Annotated in this window: 15 protein-coding genes, 1 tRNA gene and 2 pseudogenes; 11 read left to right on the top strand and 7 right to left on the bottom strand. The window is 48.1% G+C overall.

Annotated elements, in window-relative coordinates; all coding sequences use genetic code 11:
- The first annotated feature begins 63 nt into the window (after positions 1-63).
- Positions 64-231: a DUF2256 domain-containing protein gene (locus U2F10_RS29285; RefSeq protein ID WP_163664717.1), complete on the top strand. Its 168-nt coding sequence runs from the start codon at positions 64-66 to the stop codon at positions 229-231.
- Between the two features lie 16 nt (positions 232-247).
- Here the strand turns inward: U2F10_RS29285 and U2F10_RS29280 are convergent, their stop codons facing one another.
- Both U2F10_RS29280 and U2F10_RS29275 read right to left on the bottom strand, forming a co-directional pair.
- Positions 248-871, bottom strand: a complete 624-nt coding sequence (locus U2F10_RS29280) for a chorismate lyase (RefSeq protein WP_431732023.1) — start codon at positions 869-871, stop codon at positions 248-250.
- 194 nt (positions 872-1065) lie between these two features.
- A tRNA-Leu gene (locus tag U2F10_RS29275) sits at positions 1066-1147 on the bottom strand.
- A gap of 201 nt (positions 1148-1348) precedes the next feature.
- Between U2F10_RS29275 and accC the strand changes: the two genes are divergently transcribed.
- From accC to argJ, 3 genes are all read left to right on the top strand, one after another.
- Entirely contained in the window at positions 1349-2692 is a 1344-nt protein-coding gene (gene accC, locus U2F10_RS29270; protein ID WP_163664716.1) for an acetyl-CoA carboxylase biotin carboxylase subunit, read from the top strand.
- 32 nt (positions 2693-2724) lie between these two features.
- A complete protein-coding gene (locus U2F10_RS29265) occupies positions 2725-3261 on the top strand; it encodes a hypothetical protein (protein WP_163664714.1) in 537 nt (178 codons plus the stop codon).
- A gap of 92 nt (positions 3262-3353) precedes the next feature.
- Complete coding sequence (argJ, locus tag U2F10_RS29260; protein WP_163664712.1) at positions 3354-4709, top strand: bifunctional ornithine acetyltransferase/N-acetylglutamate synthase; 1356 nt, start codon at positions 3354-3356, stop codon at positions 4707-4709.
- A 180-nt stretch (positions 4710-4889) separates the two neighbouring features.
- Here the strand turns inward: argJ and U2F10_RS29255 are convergent, their stop codons facing one another.
- Positions 4890-5450: a tetratricopeptide repeat protein gene (locus U2F10_RS29255; RefSeq protein ID WP_499056978.1), complete on the bottom strand. Its 561-nt coding sequence runs from the start codon at positions 5448-5450 to the stop codon at positions 4890-4892.
- A 290-nt stretch (positions 5451-5740) separates the two neighbouring features.
- Between U2F10_RS29255 and U2F10_RS29250 the strand changes: the two genes are divergently transcribed.
- From U2F10_RS29250 to U2F10_RS29240, 3 genes are all read left to right on the top strand, one after another.
- Positions 5741-6181: a nuclear transport factor 2 family protein gene (locus tag U2F10_RS29250; protein WP_163664709.1), complete on the top strand. Its 441-nt coding sequence runs from the start codon at positions 5741-5743 to the stop codon at positions 6179-6181.
- An 18-nt stretch (positions 6182-6199) separates the two neighbouring features.
- A complete protein-coding gene (locus tag U2F10_RS29245; protein ID WP_163664707.1) occupies positions 6200-6955 on the top strand; it encodes a hypothetical protein in 756 nt (251 codons plus the stop codon).
- Positions 6956-7582: 627 nt separating this feature from the next.
- A complete protein-coding gene (locus tag U2F10_RS29240) occupies positions 7583-8749 on the top strand; it encodes a pyridoxal phosphate-dependent aminotransferase (RefSeq protein ID WP_499874522.1) in 1167 nt (388 codons plus the stop codon).
- A gap of 732 nt (positions 8750-9481) precedes the next feature.
- Here the strand turns inward: U2F10_RS29240 and U2F10_RS29235 are convergent.
- From U2F10_RS29235 to U2F10_RS29225, 3 genes and pseudogenes are all read right to left on the bottom strand, one after another.
- A pseudogene (locus U2F10_RS29235) lies at positions 9482-9775 on the bottom strand (hypothetical protein); the annotation flags it as partial.
- A gap of 14 nt (positions 9776-9789) precedes the next feature.
- Entirely contained in the window at positions 9790-10656 is an 867-nt protein-coding gene (locus U2F10_RS29230; RefSeq protein WP_163664705.1) for a universal stress protein, read from the bottom strand.
- A 142-nt stretch (positions 10657-10798) separates the two neighbouring features.
- On the bottom strand, positions 10799-12301 hold the full coding sequence (locus U2F10_RS29225; RefSeq protein ID WP_499874050.1) for a SulP family inorganic anion transporter: 1503 nt from the start codon (positions 12299-12301) through the stop codon (positions 10799-10801).
- A 397-nt stretch (positions 12302-12698) separates the two neighbouring features.
- On the opposite strand from U2F10_RS29225, the gene U2F10_RS29220 reads away from it, so the two are divergent.
- The 4 genes and pseudogenes from U2F10_RS29220 (at position 12699) to U2F10_RS29205 (ending at position 16156) form a co-directional block, all read left to right on the top strand.
- A complete protein-coding gene (locus U2F10_RS29220) occupies positions 12699-13517 on the top strand; it encodes a TlyA family RNA methyltransferase (RefSeq protein WP_490795826.1) in 819 nt (272 codons plus the stop codon).
- Between the two features lie 111 nt (positions 13518-13628).
- Positions 13629-13852 (top strand): annotated as a pseudogene (locus tag U2F10_RS29215) (Uma2 family endonuclease); the annotation flags it as partial.
- Between the two features lie 304 nt (positions 13853-14156).
- A complete protein-coding gene (locus U2F10_RS29210) occupies positions 14157-15467 on the top strand; it encodes a sensor histidine kinase (RefSeq protein ID WP_499874048.1) in 1311 nt (436 codons plus the stop codon).
- Positions 15464-16156 (top strand): response regulator transcription factor, encoded by a 693-nt coding sequence (locus U2F10_RS29205; protein WP_163697672.1) that lies wholly within the window; start codon positions 15464-15466, stop codon positions 16154-16156. Before U2F10_RS29210 ends, U2F10_RS29205 begins: the two co-directional genes overlap by 4 nt.
- Positions 16157-16252: 96 nt before the next feature.
- Here U2F10_RS29205 and U2F10_RS29200 read toward each other — a convergent pair whose 3' ends face one another.
- Positions 16253-18061 carry an ABC transporter ATP-binding protein gene (locus U2F10_RS29200; protein ID WP_499874046.1) on the bottom strand — a complete coding sequence of 603 codons (1809 nt, stop codon included), beginning with the start codon at positions 18059-18061 and terminating at the stop codon, positions 16253-16255.
- Between the last annotated feature and the right edge of the window lie 129 nt (positions 18062-18190).

Raw genomic sequence — 18190 nt, 5'->3', positions numbered from 1 at the left:
ACCATAAGAAATGCCCTTTAGACTAGGTTCTGAGCATACCGTGCACCTTAGAAAACTACCAAAATGCCTCGTCAGCGTCGCAAGTCTGATTTACCTGAAAAAATATGTGCCGTTTGCCAGCGTTCTTTCACCTGGCGCAAAAAATGGGCCGATTGCTGGGATGAAGTGAAATATTGCTCGGATCGATGCCGTAAACGGCGTAATCAAATTTCCCACCCCGAAAACCATTAACCTCAGCGTTTTATCCTTACCGATGGCTCGTTTCGGAACGCATGGGACCCAAATAACGCATAAGGTATGGCGAAAACACCTCGTAAATCAGGGTCAGCGGTTTACCATGGTGCCAAAACAAATAATGACGGCCCCAAAACGGACCTTTTTGACCAAAGGCAGCTTCTAACGGTGGGCTCCAACCATAATAAATTCCTTGAATATCTCGATAAAGTTCGGTGCGCAAATTAGCCAGACTGGCCCAAATTGGTAGCGAACGGTTCTTCAGGTATTCATCCACATGGCTAGCTTCCCACCAGGATGTGGCATAGGCTAGCCGCTGCCCCGATGCTGTTCGTAACCACACCTGTCGCCTGAGACGAGGACCCGGTACATAGCTAATGATATCGGGGGCTCCATCATTGGCCATGCCCACTAAAGACATTTCAATGACATCAACCTCTGTGGGCTCTCGGGTCAACAGTTGTAGATGCCGCGTAGGAGAACCATCACCCAGCATCAGAATCTGCCACGCTGGTGATAGCTGATCGTGGGGCAATCCTTTCTTAACAACCGCCTCATCCCCTTGCCAGAGCATATCCAGAGAATACCAGCCAGTCGTTTTCTGAGCCTTGGGTGACGGTCCGAGCGTTGAAGTCAAAACTGTTTACAAAAATTCATGACTGTTTTCATGATATACGCTTGGCCTGAGCTGTGCAGCGGGTGATGATGGCTGACTTAGACAGGGGCATCAAACGTATTCCAAACGCTTAGGGGTGCAGCTAAAACCACACCCCTAATACAAAAGAACTATACAGATCTAAAAACTAGACCAAATCTAGACCAAATAATTAATGCGGATGGCGAGAATCGAACTCGCATGGCATAAGCCACACGCCCCTCAAGCGTGCGTGTCTACCAATTCCACCACATCCGCAGAATACTGCTGAAGCAGCTTGCTGTTAAAAAAATGCATAACAGCATATAACAGTAAACCACAAACAGCCCCTTCAGTAACGAGATTTTCTCGACTCAATTTGCCCCATCTCTTCTGGGGAGAAATAGCCCACGTGGTACGATCAGCTTCCGTCATATGATGCACATAGATAAAAAGTTTCCTTAGGGTAGTGGCTGGCTGATGCGCTTTTCGAAAATCTTGATTGCGAACCGAGGTGAAATCGCGCTGCGAATTTTACGCACCTGTGAGGAAATGGGAATAGCTACAGTAGCTGTCCATTCCACTATTGATCGCCACGCTCTCCATGTACAGCTAGCCGATGAAGCTATCTGTATTGGCGAAGCACCCAGCAGTCGCAGCTATCTAAACGTTCCTAATATTATTGCTGCCGCCATGACAACGGGTGCCAGTGCTATCCACCCTGGCTATGGTTTCTTAGCAGAGAACGATCGCTTCGTTGATATTTGCGCTGACCATAAAATTGTATTTATTGGTCCCTCGGCAGCAGCAATGCGGGCGATGGGGGACAAATCCACCGCTAAGTCAACCATGCAACGGGTTAAGGTACCCACAGTTCCTGGCAGCAAAGGTCTATTAAACACCCCCGAAGACGCGATGACGTTAGCCGCAGACATCGGCTATCCCGTGATGGTCAAGGCCACGGCTGGTGGTGGCGGTCGCGGCATGCGCCTCGTGCGTCAAGCCGATGAGATGACGAAGTTATTTCTCTCTGCTCAAGGTGAAGCAGAGGCAGCCTTTGGTAACGGCGGCATCTATCTAGAAAAGTTTGTAGAAAATCCCCGCCACATCGAGTTTCAAATTTTGGCAGACAGCTACGGCAATGTGGTGCATCTGGGGGAGCGGGATTGCTCGATTCAGCGTCGCCACCAGAAATTACTCGAAGAAGCTCCTAGCCCTGCCCTCAGCCCAGATTTGCGGCAAAAAATGGGGAAAGCAGCGGTGAGGGCGGCTAAAGCCATCAATTATGTTGGGGCAGGCACCGTCGAGTTCTTGGTGGATAGCCAGGGAAATTTCTACTTTATGGAAATGAATACTCGTATTCAGGTAGAGCATCCTGTTACCGAAATGGTGACTGGCATCGACTTAATTGCTGAGCAAATCCGTGTTGCCCAGGGAGAACGCCTGTCATTTAAGCAAAATGACATCACCTTAAAGGGACATTCCATTGAATGTCGGATCAATGCGGAGGACCCTGATCATAATTTTCGCCCCAATCCCGGTCGCATTAGTGGCTACTTAGCCCCAGGTGGCCTCGGGGTACGAATGGATTCCCATGTATATACTGACTACGAGATTCCTCCTTACTATGATTCTCTCATTGGCAAATTAATTGTTTGGGGTCCCAATCGTACCACTGCCATTCAACGGATGAAACGGGCTTTGAGAGAATGTGCCATCACTGGCCTACCCACCACCATTGGTTTTCACCAGCAAGTATTGGAGCGTCCTGAATTTCTCAAAGGTGAGGTATACACCAACTTTGTTAACCAAATGATGGGCTAAGCTGGCTGTCCTCCGGAAAGAGAGAACCTTTTATGACTGATTATCCGGATCAGGTAAAAATCTTCCATCAAGCACTCTATCGCTTTCGAGGTGTCATGGAGGTGAATACGGGGTTAAAGCCCTTAAATAAGATTCCCCTGGAAGACTATGGGTTGCCAGGAAAAATGGGAGATTTACCCCATGCGCTGCTGCTCCGAACCCAAGGTGGTCTACCCAACGAAGCTTGGGCCAATACGGATGTTATTCTGTCTTATGACCGAGCTGGCTGGCTCACGTTAGAGTTTCTTGCCTGGTGGGTGAGAGAACAATCACGTAATGGTGAACAGATTCAAATGCGGCCCCAGGCTCTGTCACCATTGGTGGGTGAAGATATTCAGCTAGGGCAAACCCTCAAGTTTGTTATCGATCATTTTTGTTTGTTATCGAACAAAAATCCTGAAGATATGTTGGCATTGTTGGCTACCCATGGAAAGTCTCTTAATACTGCAATCAGCAACCACGTTGATATATTAGGAGATTTATTAGTAGAGGAACCCGTTGACCCAAACATCAGAGATCCAGAGCAATAGGTTCTAACTCTTTGATAGTGTTTCATCGCAGCTTAGGATAAGCTCAGATTGCGATCGCATTCATCAAAACAGCAGATACAGGGACAATAATCATGGGACAGGGTGAAACTCAGTGGCAGGTAGTGGCAGGTGGCGTGACTGCCCCAAAAGGATTTACTGCCGCCGGTATTAGTGCCGGCCTGAAGGCATCGGGTGCCCCTGATTTAGCCCTGATTGTTTCAGAGAATGATGCGATCGCAGCCGCAGTTTATACTCAATCCCACGTCAGAGCCGCCTGCGTAGATTACTGCCAACAACAATTAGACAGTCAGCCTTCAGCCCGCGCTATCTTCTGCAACTCAGGCCAGGCCAATGCCTGCACCGGTCAGCAAGGTTGGGAAGACGCCGTAACCATGGCCGAGGCAGCAGCCAAGGCTCTCAACACCAGCGCCGAGAAAGTACTGATCGCCTCAACAGGTGTCATTGGTCAACGCATCAAAATGGAGCCCCTGCTAGCCCATGTGCCAAAGCTAGTGGATCAACTTTCCGATCACGGAAACAATGCCGCTGCCCAAGCCATTGTGACCACAGATTTAGTCACTAAAACCTACGCCTTAGAAACCAAAATCAATGGCCGTCCGGTGAGGGTCGGCGGCATTGCCAAGGGCTCAGGCATGATCCATCCCAATATGGCAACCATGCTGTCCTTTATAACCTGTGATGCAACAGTTGCTCCTGGTCTCTGGCAAACCCTGTTAGCGCGAGCAGTTGATCGGAGCTTTAACCAAATCACCGTCGATGGTGACACCAGTACCAACGATACCGTCATCGCCCTTGCCAATGGCCAATCCAAAACTCCAGCCATAACTGGTCCAGGGCCAGATGCCGATCGGCTAGAAGCAATGCTGACAGAGCTATGCACCCATTTAGCCAAAAGCATTGCTCGCGATGGTGAGGGGGCCACATGTTTAATCGAAGTTCAAGTATCGGGCACTACTAGTGATCAAGACGCTCGACAAATTGCCCGTACCGTTGCCGGCTCCTCTTTGGTCAAATCAGCAATCTTTGGTCGTGACCCAAATTGGGGAAGAATAGCAGGGGCCGCTGGTCGAGCTGGTGTAACGTTAGATCAAAATCAATTGAAGATTAAACTAGGGGATTTTGTTCTGTTGAAGCAAGGCCAACCACAGGCATTTGATCATCCTGCAGCCCATGCCTACCTCAAACAATGCTCAGACCTCAGTTCGCAAGCACTGAAACAGCAAGACTTACATAGTCTAGATCAGGGGAATGATATGATCAGCACCGATGGTTTTCAGACCATTAAACGTCAGGAAATTACGGCTGAAGCCCTCGCCCATCCTGTACGCATTGAAATTAATGTCGGCAACGGAGCAGGCACTGGCAGCGCTTGGGGCTGTGACCTTAGCTACGACTACGTCAAGATCAATGCAGAGTACACGACGTAACTTTTCCAAAAATTCTCTCGTCAATTCCTTGTAACCTGAGTCATCACTTTAAAGACTTGTTATGGAATTGTGATAGCCCCTGATGATGCTTTTCCTATCATACTTCCATAGTCTCCTAAGTATTTAAAGCATGAACTAGCGTCTCAAACAACACCTCTAGTTCATCAGCCTGTAAATCTCTTAAGAGTAGTGCCGCGTCTGTAGCACCATTTCGTCACGGGCACTAATAGCCCAGCTGTTATGAGGATTTAACTTCAGAGAATGATTAAAGTCCTGTAAGGCCTCATCATAGTGACCCATCAATTTAAATGTAGTACCACGGGAAATCAACCACTGCCAACGTTTAGACTGATCGAATTTGACCAAATAACTAAAATCACTTACGGCGTTACCATAGTGACCCAAATCACGAAAAATAATCGCTCGATTAGCATAGGCCCATAAATTTTTAGGATCTAGATCAATCAACCGATCTAAATCAACTAAAGCTGCTCGAGTTTGTCCCAAATGCACATACGTTAAAGCACGATGCTTAAGCGCTTGCGGGTGATTAGGACTAAGGGCAAGCGCCCTCTCAAAATAACCTAGAGCTTCTTGATGAACCTGCCGTCTAGCTAATGCTAAACCTGCATCCACAAGTTGTTCAGGCGTTTGAATAGTAGACATCGCCACATCAGTTGTTACCCTGGAACGGCGATGAGCGCGGCGTCTGTTGGAGTTTTGATTAAAAGGCGGGAACATTCGAGGACATGCTCATCATGATCGATTAAACCTATTCTGGCAAAAACACCTAACTTCTTATATAAAAAAGTAAGAATACCCAGAAGATTTCAGGATAGCTTCAAGAAGATTAAAGTTCTTCCTAAGTAGCTAAACCCTAAATACAATAGGGCTTTCAAATACGCACAGCAATTTTGACAACAATCACTAATAGTTGTGACAACAGTCACAGTAGTGTATCAGGAAGATTTTTTTGAGCGATTAAACTTTTCTTATACTCACAGTTATCCAACTAATGTGAACAGATCAAGATGAATCAAGCCGTCCATAGCATTCAGTCTATCTATGAAGCCATTAACCATCGAGATGTTTCTCAAGCAGTAGCCTTGATCGATGACCAATGCTGTTACGAAGACCTGAACTTTTCAGCCACGTTTATGGGCAAAGCAGCAGTCCAAGGGTTATTTACTGAGTCATGCCAGGCCGTACCAGCGGATTTACAGTTTGTGATCGATGATATGGCCGGAGACGATTTAGCAGTTGGGGTCACCTGGCATGTCGAATTGGACGGGATCGCCTTCCCCAATGGGCGCGGTGTCAGCTTCTATCGCTTTTCCCCAAATAGTGGCAAACTCATTTTTGCCCGTGACTGCGTCGAACCAGCTCTAAAACCTGGCAAAGCTGCGTTTGCTATTATCCGCTTGGTTACGCCTTTAGTGCGCTATTGGTTAGGACGTCAAAACGTTCATTGAGCCCTGACAAATTCGACTATGCCTTCTTCTTCATCCTCCCCTGAATCCACATTACCCACCTCGAAACAAGAATCAGTCAGTCTATGTAGACTATTGTGGGTAGCCACCATTGTGTATGTGGGTCTACTCCTGCTATCACCCCCCAACTGGTTACCCGGGGAACCCATCTGGGCTATTCAGCCAGATACTATCCAAGAAATTACTAACGAATCACTTAATTTCTTTTTTATTCTTCCACTTTTAAATCTTGCAGGTGTTAGTTACTTACAAGCGCCGATGGTCAATCCAGCTGCGCAAGGTTTTTTTAACCTGGCAGAAGCCTGGATCTTTATGTTTCTGCCTCTGATGATGATGGATGAGCGTAGTCAGCACCTACCAAAATTAATGGTCTGGGGACTGGCAATGTTTTTCACCAATGTGTTTTTAATGCCTTATATGGCTCTACGCCTCCAGCAGCCAGTACCTGAGACTACACTCGAACCAACCAAAGGTATCCTTGCTCGCTTTTTCGGAGCATTAGGCCTAACAGTGGGTAATCTGGCCATTATCTGGTTTTGCCTTAACCGACCTGAATTAGGTGGCGCATTAAGTCGCTTTAGTTATTTGGGAGAGCAAATTACCCATAACCGAGTCACTCTGGCCTTTGTCGTAGATATAGCACTGTTTTGGGTATTTCAGAGCTGGCTGATGGGGGCTGTTATGCCTGTGGGGGGGCGGCTAAGAGGATTACGATTTATTCCATTCTGGGGCTTAGCAATCTGGTTATTGGTGTGATTGCCCCCCATGTCCAGAAAGGGACATGCCTCCATGCCTGGATATTCAGTGATTTCGCTCACCACTGAATAACTATCGATATCACTGGGAATTATCACCTACGTCACCGGCATAGGCTAGTAATATCACAGGTTTTGAGCCACGAAATCACATCAAGGATGCCTTATCTGGGAGATTATTAAATCAATCCAATAAACGGATTTAATCCAAAATTGGAGTTCCTGAAAAGCGACACACAGTAATTACTGGCAATCTGCTGTACGCACTGTGCTCCTTGCATTGGGATCTTGCCTGGGCTCAGCCCTTGACAAATTCTCCTCACACTGTTTCCTTCACACAGATCAAGAACATTTGCTCTTCTAGTGATCCTAGGGGAGCTTTTTTTTTAGACAAACACCTATCGTTTGGCGCACTTTATCGTTGGGTACCCATAGTTCACAACATCAGTTATTGCTGAAAGCTATCAATAGCAACCGCTGTGTGCGCAGCAAGTTCTTGAAGGTATTCAGCAGTTTGCTATAGGTCAGGATTCAAGCAAATCATAAAGATTTGCAATCTCCACTACAAATCGATCTAAGCTAATCAGAATAGGGTTTTGAAGCGAGGGTCAACAGCGTCCTAATGAGTATCAAGTTAGCTGCTAGAGTGCAGCAAGTCACACCTTCGATGACCTTGGCAATTTCTGCTAGGGCAAAAGCAATGAAGGCTGAAGGGCTGGATATTTGTAGCTTCAGCGCTGGTGAACCTGATTTTGATACTCCAGAGCATATACGTGAGGCAGCCAAACGTGCACTAGATGAGGGAAAGACACGTTATGGTCCCGCAGCTGGTGAGCCTCGTCTGAGAAGTGCGATCGCAACTAAACTACGCAACGAAAACAAGTTAGCTTACAACGCCGAAAATATCATCGTTACCAACGGCGGCAAACATTCTTTGTACGCACTGATGATGATCACCATTGAGGCGGGGGATGAAGTCTTAATCCCAGCGCCCTACTGGGTAAGCTATCCAGAAATAGTCAAACTGGCTGGCGGCACACCTGTGATTATGCCTACCACAGCGGAAAGCGGCTATAAAATCACCCCAAAACAGCTGCAACAGGCCATCACCCCCAAAACCAAATTTCTTATTTTCAACTCCCCATCTAACCCAACGGGAATGGTTTATAGCCCTGAAGAGGTTCGAGCCTTAGCCGACGTGGTGGTGGCTAATGATATCTGGGTAGTGGCCGACGAAATCTACGAAAAGATTCTCTATGATGGGGCTCAACACCTTAGTATTGGCGCGGTTAGCGAGGCTATGTTTAAACGCACCATTGTCAGTAACGGGTTTGCTAAAGCCTATGCCATGACAGGTTGGCGGCTCGGGTATTTGGCCGGTCCTGTGGAACTGATCAAGGCGGCCAATACGCTGCAAAGCCAAAGCACATCAAATGTGTGCACGTTTGCTCAGTATGGTGCGATCGCAGCCCTAGAATCCTCCCAGGATTGTGTCGAAACCATGCGTCAGGCTTTTGCGAAACGACGTACCGCCATTGTTAATTTAGTCAATTCAATTCCTGGGCTCAACTGCGTTATTCCGAATGGTGCATTTTATCTGTTCATCAATATCAGCAAAACCGGTTTGACGTCCCTAGATTTTTGTAACCGACTGCTGGATGAAAAATATGTTGCAGCTGTTCCAGGGGTTGCTTTTGGTGCCGACAGTGGCATTCGAGTCTCCTATGCCACTGACATGGCCACCATTGAGCAGGGTATGGAAAGACTCAATGTTTTTGTACAACAACTCACCTAAGCGATATAAAGCCCATATCTAGCCCAATATTGGGCTAGATATGGGCTTTATAGAGTAGAGAATGAACCTGGCCATATCCTCTGATATTGCTGGCACAACAGCAACTGTAAAACTGATGCTATGCCAATATCAATGGGCTGAGCCATCAAGAGATGATGGTAGTGTATACCTATAACAACAATTGGAGAACTCGCTAAAATAGCCTGCGTGCATCCAATAGGAGTAAATGTGCTTGGCAGATAAATATAGCTTGGCGCATATAGTCCACAACATCAGTTATTGCTGAAACCTATAACTAGCAACAGCTAAACTAGCAACAGCTATGTACACAGCAAACGGCTGAATGCATTCAGCCGTTTGCTATACCAAGCAGAAACCCTTTAGCCCTTGAGACAACAAATTTTTGTCAATCTCAAGCTTGCTATGAATGTTCTACATGAATGCCTGGGGCTTTCCCGGAGAATTGTTGTTGTTTTGCGTCAAGGCTTCATACTCGAATCACTAGAATTGTTGAAGTATGGCACGATAGCCTTGAATATAGAAGATTTTTCAAGCCTCTGAAGATTGTCGAAGGCATATCGGTCAATCTTGGCAGTTTTGCATATCTAAAAGGATTTATTTTGGAAATTCCGGACAAGAAAGAGTTTGGTGGTAAATCCATTCTTTAAAGTGTTTTTTGGTTGGGATAACTATTTTGGGGTGGTGCCAGGGAGCGGGGAATTGCGCCAATGCCTAATTTGCATCTCGTTTGTCCCGAAGGCCGTCACCAATAAAATTAAGGCTCAAAACCGTCAGAAAAGTTGCTGCTCCTGGAAAAATTGCCATGTGGGGAGCACTGTGGTGCCATTCTGGGGTCCCAGGGCAGGCCACAGCATCACCAAACAGATAAATCACCAGCAGGGACAGGGGTAGCTGAGGAAGGGATAGAAATAGATCGGTAAAGCGCATCAGGATTACACCGATCAGGCCACCGTAGAAACCTGCGATCGCACCAATCAATGGGCCAATACTTACCGCCATCGCCATCAATAAAACGAAACCTAACGGAATAAAAGCACCGGCACCTGAACACTTCTCAACAGTTGAACCGTGGTACTACCAATGACAAGATGGCGAATGCGGTTGTGGCCATAGGCACCCATTAGCAATAGGCTAATTTTATTTTGTTCAATATAGTTACCAATTACTTTTTCAGGATCGCCACTGAGGAGTTGGGTCGTTGCCGTCAGCCCAGCCTGTTGCAACGTCTGTTGGGCATCCGCTAGCCCTTGTGATTTAGCAGCATCAGAGTCCGCCTTAGCCACCGTCAGCAGATGAATCTCAATATCCTTAAACCCTGCGGCGCTATCCACCAGAAAATTCAACACACGCTTACCCGTAGGGCTTCCGTCGTAGGCCAGCAGCAGTCGCTCAATTGGAGCAAAGGTTTGAGGTGTGACCAGGCAGGGCTTAGTGCTGCTGCGCACAATGCGATCAAGATTGGCCCCCAAATGCCCTGACGCAAACTCCGCCGCCTCACCCCGCTTGCCCAGCACCACCATGTCAGCCTCGGCCTCAAAGTCATGGAAGCAGTCCACCAAAAAACCAGTTGGGTTGATCAGCTCCACCTCTTTAAGACCTTCAGTCTTCAGCACCTCGTCGGCGTTTTGCAGAATTAACCGCGCTCGCTGGTTATTAAGTTTGGCCCTTTCATGCTCCAGGTTAACCAAATCGTTTAGCAGTTGATCCGATGCCCCCAGACCGATACTGCCGGTAAAATTGCCCGTAGAAACGACCTTTTGACTACGAATATCGGTGACAAAGAGCACCTTCGTCTGAGCCTGAAACTTGCGAGCAAACCAGGCACCATATCGATAGATGCTGTCCGCAAAAGCAGACCCATCGGAGCACAGAAGAATCGTTTTCATGCGTTGTATTTTCTTGAAAGGATGAAGTCTGGGAAAGCGCAGCGATGCTAGTAGTTTATCAGGATGCAATTTTACGGTGGAGGGCCATCCTATAGGGACATTCCCTGGAACGCCCTACAGGATTTTTTGGATTCTCTAAAATCTAAGTCCGCCCGCTGGTGACCAGTTCTTCATCAGTGGCGAGGCGGTTGAGCAGCGTGGCACTAGCTTTATTGAGGCCCTCCACAGTCACCTCCACACCTTTACGGCGAAACTTTTGCACGGTTTTATCCAGCACTTCCACAGCCCCTTGGTCCCACAGTTGGGCATCGCTAAGGTCAATGGTCACTTGTTCAACGGGTTCAGCAAAATTAAAGGATGCCGAAAACTCATCCCGAGACAGGAAGAAAATCTGTCCAGACACCTTGTAAGTACAGTGAGCCCCGTCTTCACTGAGCACCTTATCGACAAATACCAGCTTGGCAACTTTACGGGAGAAAAACACCGTACTCATGACAATGCCCGTCGCCACACCCAGGGCAAAGTTGCGGGTGACAATAATCATAACCATCGTGGTCAGCATGACGGCGACTTCACTGCGGGGAACACGGCGCATATTTGCAAACGAAGACCAGCGAAAGGTGCCGATGGAAACCATGATCATGACGGCCACCAGGGCAGCCATGGGCATCTGTCTCACCCAATCTTGTAAAAACAAAATGGCAATTAGCAAAAATACCCCAGCCGACAGGGTGGATAGACGGCCCCGGCCCCCGGACTGAACGTTGATCACTGACTGGCCAATCATGCCGCACCCAGCCATGCCACCAAAGAAGGCAGTGACCATATTGGCCACCCCCTGTCCTTTGGCTTCCTGATTTTTGTCGCTGGGGGTATCGGTGAAATCATCCACCAGCGAGGCGGTGAGAAAGGAGGCCAGCAATCCCACAATCGCCAGCGTCAGAGAGTAGGGCAGAATTATTTGCAGAGTTTCTAGGGTGAAGGGTACCTGGGGTAAAGCAAACCCAGGCGGTGCAGTGGGCAGTTCACCCATATCACCGACGGTGGGGACGTCTAAGCGGAGCGCGATCGCAGCAATGGTCATCACCGCCAGGGCTACTAGGGGTGAGGGCACCACCTTAGTAAAGCGGGGCAAAATATAGATGATCCCCAAGGACAGTAGGGTAAGCACATAGACCATGGACGGCACATCAGTCAGCTGGGGCAGCTGGGCTAAAAAGAGCAGCACAGCCAGGGCATTGATGTAGCCAATCATCACCGCTCTGGGCACAAATTTCATTTGACGGCCCAGTTTGAGCACCCCAAATATCACCTGAAAAATGCCGGTCAAAAAGGTAGCTGCCAGCAGGTATTGCAGCCCATGATCTTTAACCAGGTCCACCATCAACAGAGCCATGGCCCCAGTAGCCGCCGAGATAGAGGCTGGCCGGCCACCCAGGAAAGCCGTAATCACCGCAATCAGAAACGAGGCATACAGACCCACCTTCGGGTCTACCCCAGCGATGATGGAAAAGGAAATCGCCTCAGGAATCAGCGCCAGACCCACCAAGGCACCTGCTAAAAGGTCATCCTTTGGGTTGAGCAACCACTCCCGTTTAAGGGCGCGCAAATTTAGGGACCGAACGTTGAGATTCCGAGTATTCAAGGGAGCTCCTTATGCCTGAAAAACCTTGGTGAGTAGGACACCACCCACTCAATATCACCAGCCCGCAGCAGGCGAGACACGTAAAACGCTCAAACCCACGCAGCAGGTCAGAGTCTTTGTGAGAATTGCAGCAACCTGTTCAAAGACTAGAGCCAGTTGAAACGATATGGCAGGGGTCAGAAAACTACAACCTCATTTTTGGCACTCAGCTAGGACGACCAACGAAGAACACCACAGGTCATGGGTACATTTACTTAACATTTCTTTAGCTACTCCTATCTAAGGGCAATTTGGCAGCAGTGTCTAGGGGGCAACTAAAAAGAGCCGATGAAGACAGCTGTAAGCAAAATGGTAGGGTGGGCAATGCCTATCATTCTTGAACACCCACCGACCGGCAATGGCCAAACAACGCTTGGACGTATACCTAGTTGAGCAAGGACTGTGCGACTCACGCCAGCAGGCTCAGCGCTGTATTCGAGCAGGGGAGGTCAAGGTGAATGAGGCAGTGATTGATAAGCCGGGAACAACCATCAAGGATAATGCGGTGGTGGTGCTGAAGCAGAAGTCGCCCTATGTATCGCGGGGTGGTGAGAAGCTGGCGAAAGCGCTTAAGGAGTTTGGGGTGGAGGTGTGCGATCGCATTTGTCTGGACGGCGGCATCTCCACGGGCGGATTCACTGACTGCCTACTACAAAATGGAGCAAGACAGGTCTACGGCATCGACGTGGGTTATGGCCAGGTCGCCTGGAAAATTCGCCAGGATCCACGAGTTGTGCTGCGAGAGCGCACCAACCTACGTCATCTCACACCTGAAGAATTATACAAAGACAACACCCAACGTCCCGACCTGGGGGTAATAGACGTGTCCTTCATTTCTCTCACCAAAGTTCTTCCCGCGTTTTGGGATCTGATGACAGGGGCAAGAGAATGTGTGTTGTTAGTAAAACCTCAATTTGAAGTCGGAAGAGAGAAAATTGGAAAAAAGGGTGTGGTAAGAGAGCCCAAAGATCACGCAGAAGCTATCTGGCAAGTATACGTGGCTGCGCAACGACTGGGATGGAAAGCGCAAGGTCTCACTTGGTCACCTATTCGTGGGCCAGCAGGCAATACTGAGTACTTGTTATGGCTGGTGGCGGACGCTGAAGATATGGGATTAAGCGAGGATGCGGCCCTAAAGGTGACTCAGACTGCATGCAATTCGTTCACCATTGACTAGAGTTACAATAGGCCCATACAGAAATCTGCCAAAGTTACTATGGTTGCTTGATTTGAGCAGCATCTAAGCATCGATGATTATCTGCGGCTGTATATTTCTAATATGAATACACGTGTAGAGGCGCGGAATCGCTTTTTTATCCGGATGTGATGGTTACCTGTGATCCACATGACCAGAAAACGGCCACATACCAATGATTTCCAAAACTGATCGTCGAGGTGTTGTCTAAATCAACAGAAGCATTTGACCGGGGAGACAAGTTTGCAACCTATCAAACTTTAGAGAGTTTGCAAGAATATGTATTGTTCAACCGTTACAACAACAGCTACGACACTTGCCATTTAGCATGAATGTTTTTTGAAACTTAGATGAAACTTTTTTCATTTAACACTAAATTAATTACAGTCAAAGGATTCGAGATTTAGGCCACTTCTCTTTTAAGATACGTCAGCTATCATAAGCGCGCCATTTAGATTAGGATCGGTGTTAAACAGTCTTAAGTAAGGCATTTTTATGGCCTGGCGCTGGCATAGACTTCTTTCTAGTGTGCGAACTCAGATTATTTTCTGGCTTGCAGCATTAATTTCTCTGTCAATTGTGATATCGATAGTCACCATTAGACAAATATTATCAGCACAGATGTTGGAGCGCATTCATCGCTCACTCGATCAAGAAATTGAAGAAATTCAACGCCTTGTTGATGGCAGAGATCCATTGACCGGACAACCCTTCGGAGACGATGTAGCGGCTATTTTTGACGTATTTTTGTCACGTAACGTCCCTGAAAATGATGAATACCTGATCGCTTTTCTGAATGGAGAATTGTACAAATCTAGCCCCATTGCATTACCAGAAAATCTACAAGAGAATGATGCATTGCTCAACTCTATTGCACAGCTAGAGAGCCCCCATCACAATCGAAACCTCGATACATCAGGCAACATCATTTATTCGGCTCATCCCATTCAACCTCCCGGCAACAATCGAGGTGTCTTTATTGTTGCTTACTCTCGCAAGAACTTGCAATCAGAAATTGATCAGGCTGTTTTAGTCGCTACTTGGGTGATTGGTATCGTCTTTTTAATCGCCCTTGTTTTAGCTTGGGGCGTCATTGGACGAGTGGTTTCACCACTAAAACTGTTGACTGAGACGGCCCGTTCTATCCACGATTTAGACCATACTCCCAAACATTCCATCCCTGTAAAAGGTCCCGATGAAATTTCTGAGCTGACCATAACCTTCAACAAGATGCTGGATAGGCTCCATGCCTCATTTGCCAGCCAGCGAGAGTTCATTAATGATGCCAGTCACGAATTTCAGACACCCATCACTGTGATTCGGGGCCATCTTGAAGTACTAGGTCAGTCTCTAGGTCAACATGACGACACCCTAGATTTGTTAAAGGATGAGCTCAACCGCATGAGTCGTCTGGTCGACGATCTATTATTACTAGCCCGCGCCGAGCGGTCTGACTTTTTGAACCTGGAGCTCATTGATGTTCATCGGCTGACTGAAGAATTGTTCGCTAAAGCTAAAGCCTTAGCAGCGCGCAACTGGCAGCTCACATCAAAAGCGTCGATTCGCATTGTGGGCGATCGCTATCGGATTATCCAGGCGGTCATGAATCTGCTGCAAAACGCAGCGGAGCATACCGATGAGATGGGCATGATTACCCTCAGCTCTAAACGAGTACCCACAGGGGTGTGTTTTACAGTCTGTGACACAGGCACAGGTATTTCACCTGAGCATCAAGAACGCGTCATGCAACGCTTTTCTCGTGTTGAAACCACTCGATCCAAGTCCAAAGGAGCTGGATTAGGACTCTCGATTGTTAAAGCCATTGCCGAAGCCCACGGTGGACATGTAGCTCTCTCTAGCAAACTGGGGCAGGGCTGCCAATTCAACATCATTTTCCCCTTAGACCCTCCTTACGAAGCTAAAACACCATGACCCGAATCTTGATTGCTGAAGATGAGCCCCGTATTGCAGCCTTTCTGGCAAAAGCACTACAGGCCCATGGATTTGTTACTCTGGTTGCCGAAACAGGTCAACAAGCCATTGACCTGGCTTGTGACAACCCAACTGAACTATTAATTTTGGATTTGGGTTTACCCGAAAAACGGGGAATTCAAGTAATTGAGGAGCTAAGAGGACGGGGAGCACAGTTTCCCATCATTGTGCTTACCGTTATTCAAGATGTGCAGGATAAAGTGACTGCGCTCGAAGCTGGAGCCGATGATTATGTAACCAAACCGTTTTCACCCCAGGAGTTAATTGCTCGTATTCGAGTGCAGTTACGCAATCAGCGGTTACCCGCCCCTTCTGAAATGCTAATCTTACGTGTAGGTCACCTGACGTTGGATTTACGTCAGCGCACCGCTCGATACCACAACAAAGCTGTTGAGCTATCGACGCGTGAGTTTACGCTTCTGGAAATGTTGGCACAACAACCTGATCGAGTTTGGAGTCGCCAAGAATTACTCAATCAGGTCTGGGGATATGATTATGATCCCGGCTCTAACATTGTTGATGTTTACGTAGGTCACCTGCGCCGCAAGCTGGGCAAGGGTCTTATTAAAACGGTACGGGGGGCGGGCTACCGATTACAATCGGACGCTAGCCATCCAACACCGTTCTAGGGTCAGCCACTCAAACTATGGCCATTGTGAGACGCTGAACGTACGCCAGCGAACCTGTCACGCACGTTCACGGTTAATATCAGTCACTAGCTCTTGTTATTCCAACAGCTCCCCCGTTTCCTGTAGCTGGTGCAAACGCTGATATAGACCGCCTTGGGTCAATAGCTCATCGTGACTGCCAACCTCACTAATGCTGCCCTGGTCTAGCACCACAATCTGGTCGGCCTCACGAACGGTGCTCAGCCGGTGGGCAATAATGATCAGCGTACGGGTCCCAAATAGCGATCGCATCGCCACCTGAATCGCCCGTTCCGACTCATAATCCAAACTAGACGTGGCCTCATCAAACACCAGCACATCAGGATCCATAATCAACGCCCGCGCAATCCCAATGCGCTGACGCTGACCACCAGAAAGCCTGACACCGCGTTCACCCACAGTGGTCAGATAGCCATGGGGCATCTGCTGGATGAACTCATGGGCCTGGGCAATTTTGCAAGCGGCCTGCACCTGCTCCACAGTGGCGTCTGGATTACCATAGAGGAGATTTTCCATCAGGGTACCGTTGAAAACGTCGACCTCCTGGTGAACAATCGCCAGCCGCCGTCGATAGCCGGTAATGTCCAAACGACGCAGGTCTTGACCATCCATTAAAATGGCCCCATTGTTGGGCTCAAAATAACGGAAGAGTAGCTTTACCAACGTCGATTTACCTGAGCCTGATCGACCAACTAATGCCACCGTCTGACGGGGTTGAATCAACAGCTCAATATTGTTGAGCACAGGCTTATCAGGTACATAACCAAATGTGAGCTGATGAAAATGCACCTTGCCCGTAAACCGATAGTCAGGCACATCATCGGTCAGCTGACCTGCATCCATCCCCGGTGGCAGCGCAACAAACTCCTGAAACCGAGCCATAGCACCATACCGGCGGACAAACATTTCCGCCAGGTTACAGATAGGATCCACCTCGGCGTACGCCATACTGGACAGGGTAAGAATAGTCACAAAGTGCCCCAGGGAAATACTCCCCCGCATAGTGGCCCAAAGCGTTAGGGCGAGAACAGCAAAGGTACAAGTCTGCACAATAGTGCGCTGAAGGGCACTGAGCTTGACGTAACCCAAATGGATGCGGTAGTCGACCACCTTAAATTCTCGGTCCAAACGTTGCTGCTGACGTTTAAGCTCTCGACGTTCTGCTGCGAATGCCTTGACCGTTTTGATATTGGTGATAATCTCCGAGGTACGACTCTCGGTATTTTCTATGTATTTATCAATTTTCTCCTCTTGATAAGACAAGCCCACGAGCCGCGAGAAACTATAGCCAATAATCAATAAAAAGGAACACAGAACAACCAGAGCAATCGGCCAATCAATACAGGCAATCACCACAAAAATGCCTAACACCCGAAAAATCTTAGGAATAAACTGGCCAACAATTTCCGGGTAGGTCCATGTGTAATTAGCCAACCCCTTAGCCACTCGCGCAGCAATGCGGCCAGGGTTGTTTTCATCGTAAAATTCCAGTGGCAGCGTTAGAATTTTCTCTAGAGAGCGCTGTGACTTATCCCGTCGGGCACGCAAAGCCGTATCCCAATTAAACCAGGGGCCAATCCAGGGCTGAATTGGGGCACGACCAACGGAAAGTAGCCCCACCAACCCCAACAAAACCAGCAGAGAAAAGGTAGGGCTTATGGGTTGTTGCAACAACCGACCCATAATGGCAATAAAACGCTCTAACGGCCTATCAAGAGGCTGCTGAGAGAGAATATTGAGAATTTGGCCAATGGCATAGGGCACAAAGAGATCCAGAATTTCAAAGGCCCCCATAGCAGCGGCATTAAACGCTGTAATCAGCCAATATTGGCGGTAGTACTGAAGGATAGTGAATAGCTTACCCACGGGATGCCTCCTGATGTCATCCGCGAAATGACCTTGTATTACAAACAGACTACAATCGTACTTCGCGATTTAAGAATCGACAAGATGATCAAACGGTTGATCAAAATAGACCGGGCTAGAGGTCGTCAC

It is taken from the genome of Leptothoe sp. EHU-05/26/07-4 (assembly GCF_043421015.1).
Lineage (GTDB): Bacteria > Cyanobacteriota > Cyanobacteriia > Phormidesmidales > Phormidesmidaceae > Leptothoe > Leptothoe turfae.
This window is presented reverse-complemented; position numbering and strand designations above follow the sequence as displayed.

Coding starts and splice junctions, on each gene's coding strand:
- U2F10_RS29205 (WP_163697672.1), top strand. CDS start 15,464: ATGACCCGAATCTTGATTGCTGAAGATGAGCCCCGTATTGCAGCCTTT.
- U2F10_RS29265 (WP_163664714.1), top strand. CDS start 2,725: ATGACTGATTATCCGGATCAGGTAAAAATCTTCCATCAAGCACTCTAT.
- accC (WP_163664716.1), top strand. CDS start 1,349: ATGCGCTTTTCGAAAATCTTGATTGCGAACCGAGGTGAAATCGCGCTG.
- U2F10_RS29250 (WP_163664709.1), top strand. CDS start 5,741: ATGAATCAAGCCGTCCATAGCATTCAGTCTATCTATGAAGCCATTAAC.
- argJ (WP_163664712.1), top strand. CDS start 3,354: ATGGGACAGGGTGAAACTCAGTGGCAGGTAGTGGCAGGTGGCGTGACT.
- U2F10_RS29230 (WP_163664705.1), bottom strand. CDS start 10,656: ATGAAAACGATTCTTCTGTGCTCCGATGGGTCTGCTTTTGCGGACAGC.
- U2F10_RS29210 (WP_499874048.1), top strand. CDS start 14,157: ATGTTGGAGCGCATTCATCGCTCACTCGATCAAGAAATTGAAGAAATT.
- U2F10_RS29255 (WP_499056978.1), bottom strand. CDS start 5,450: ATGTTCCCGCCTTTTAATCAAAACTCCAACAGACGCCGCGCTCATCGC.
- U2F10_RS29285 (WP_163664717.1), top strand. CDS start 64: ATGCCTCGTCAGCGTCGCAAGTCTGATTTACCTGAAAAAATATGTGCC.
- U2F10_RS29220 (WP_490795826.1), top strand. CDS start 12,699: ATGGCCAAACAACGCTTGGACGTATACCTAGTTGAGCAAGGACTGTGC.
- U2F10_RS29245 (WP_163664707.1), top strand. CDS start 6,200: ATGCCTTCTTCTTCATCCTCCCCTGAATCCACATTACCCACCTCGAAA.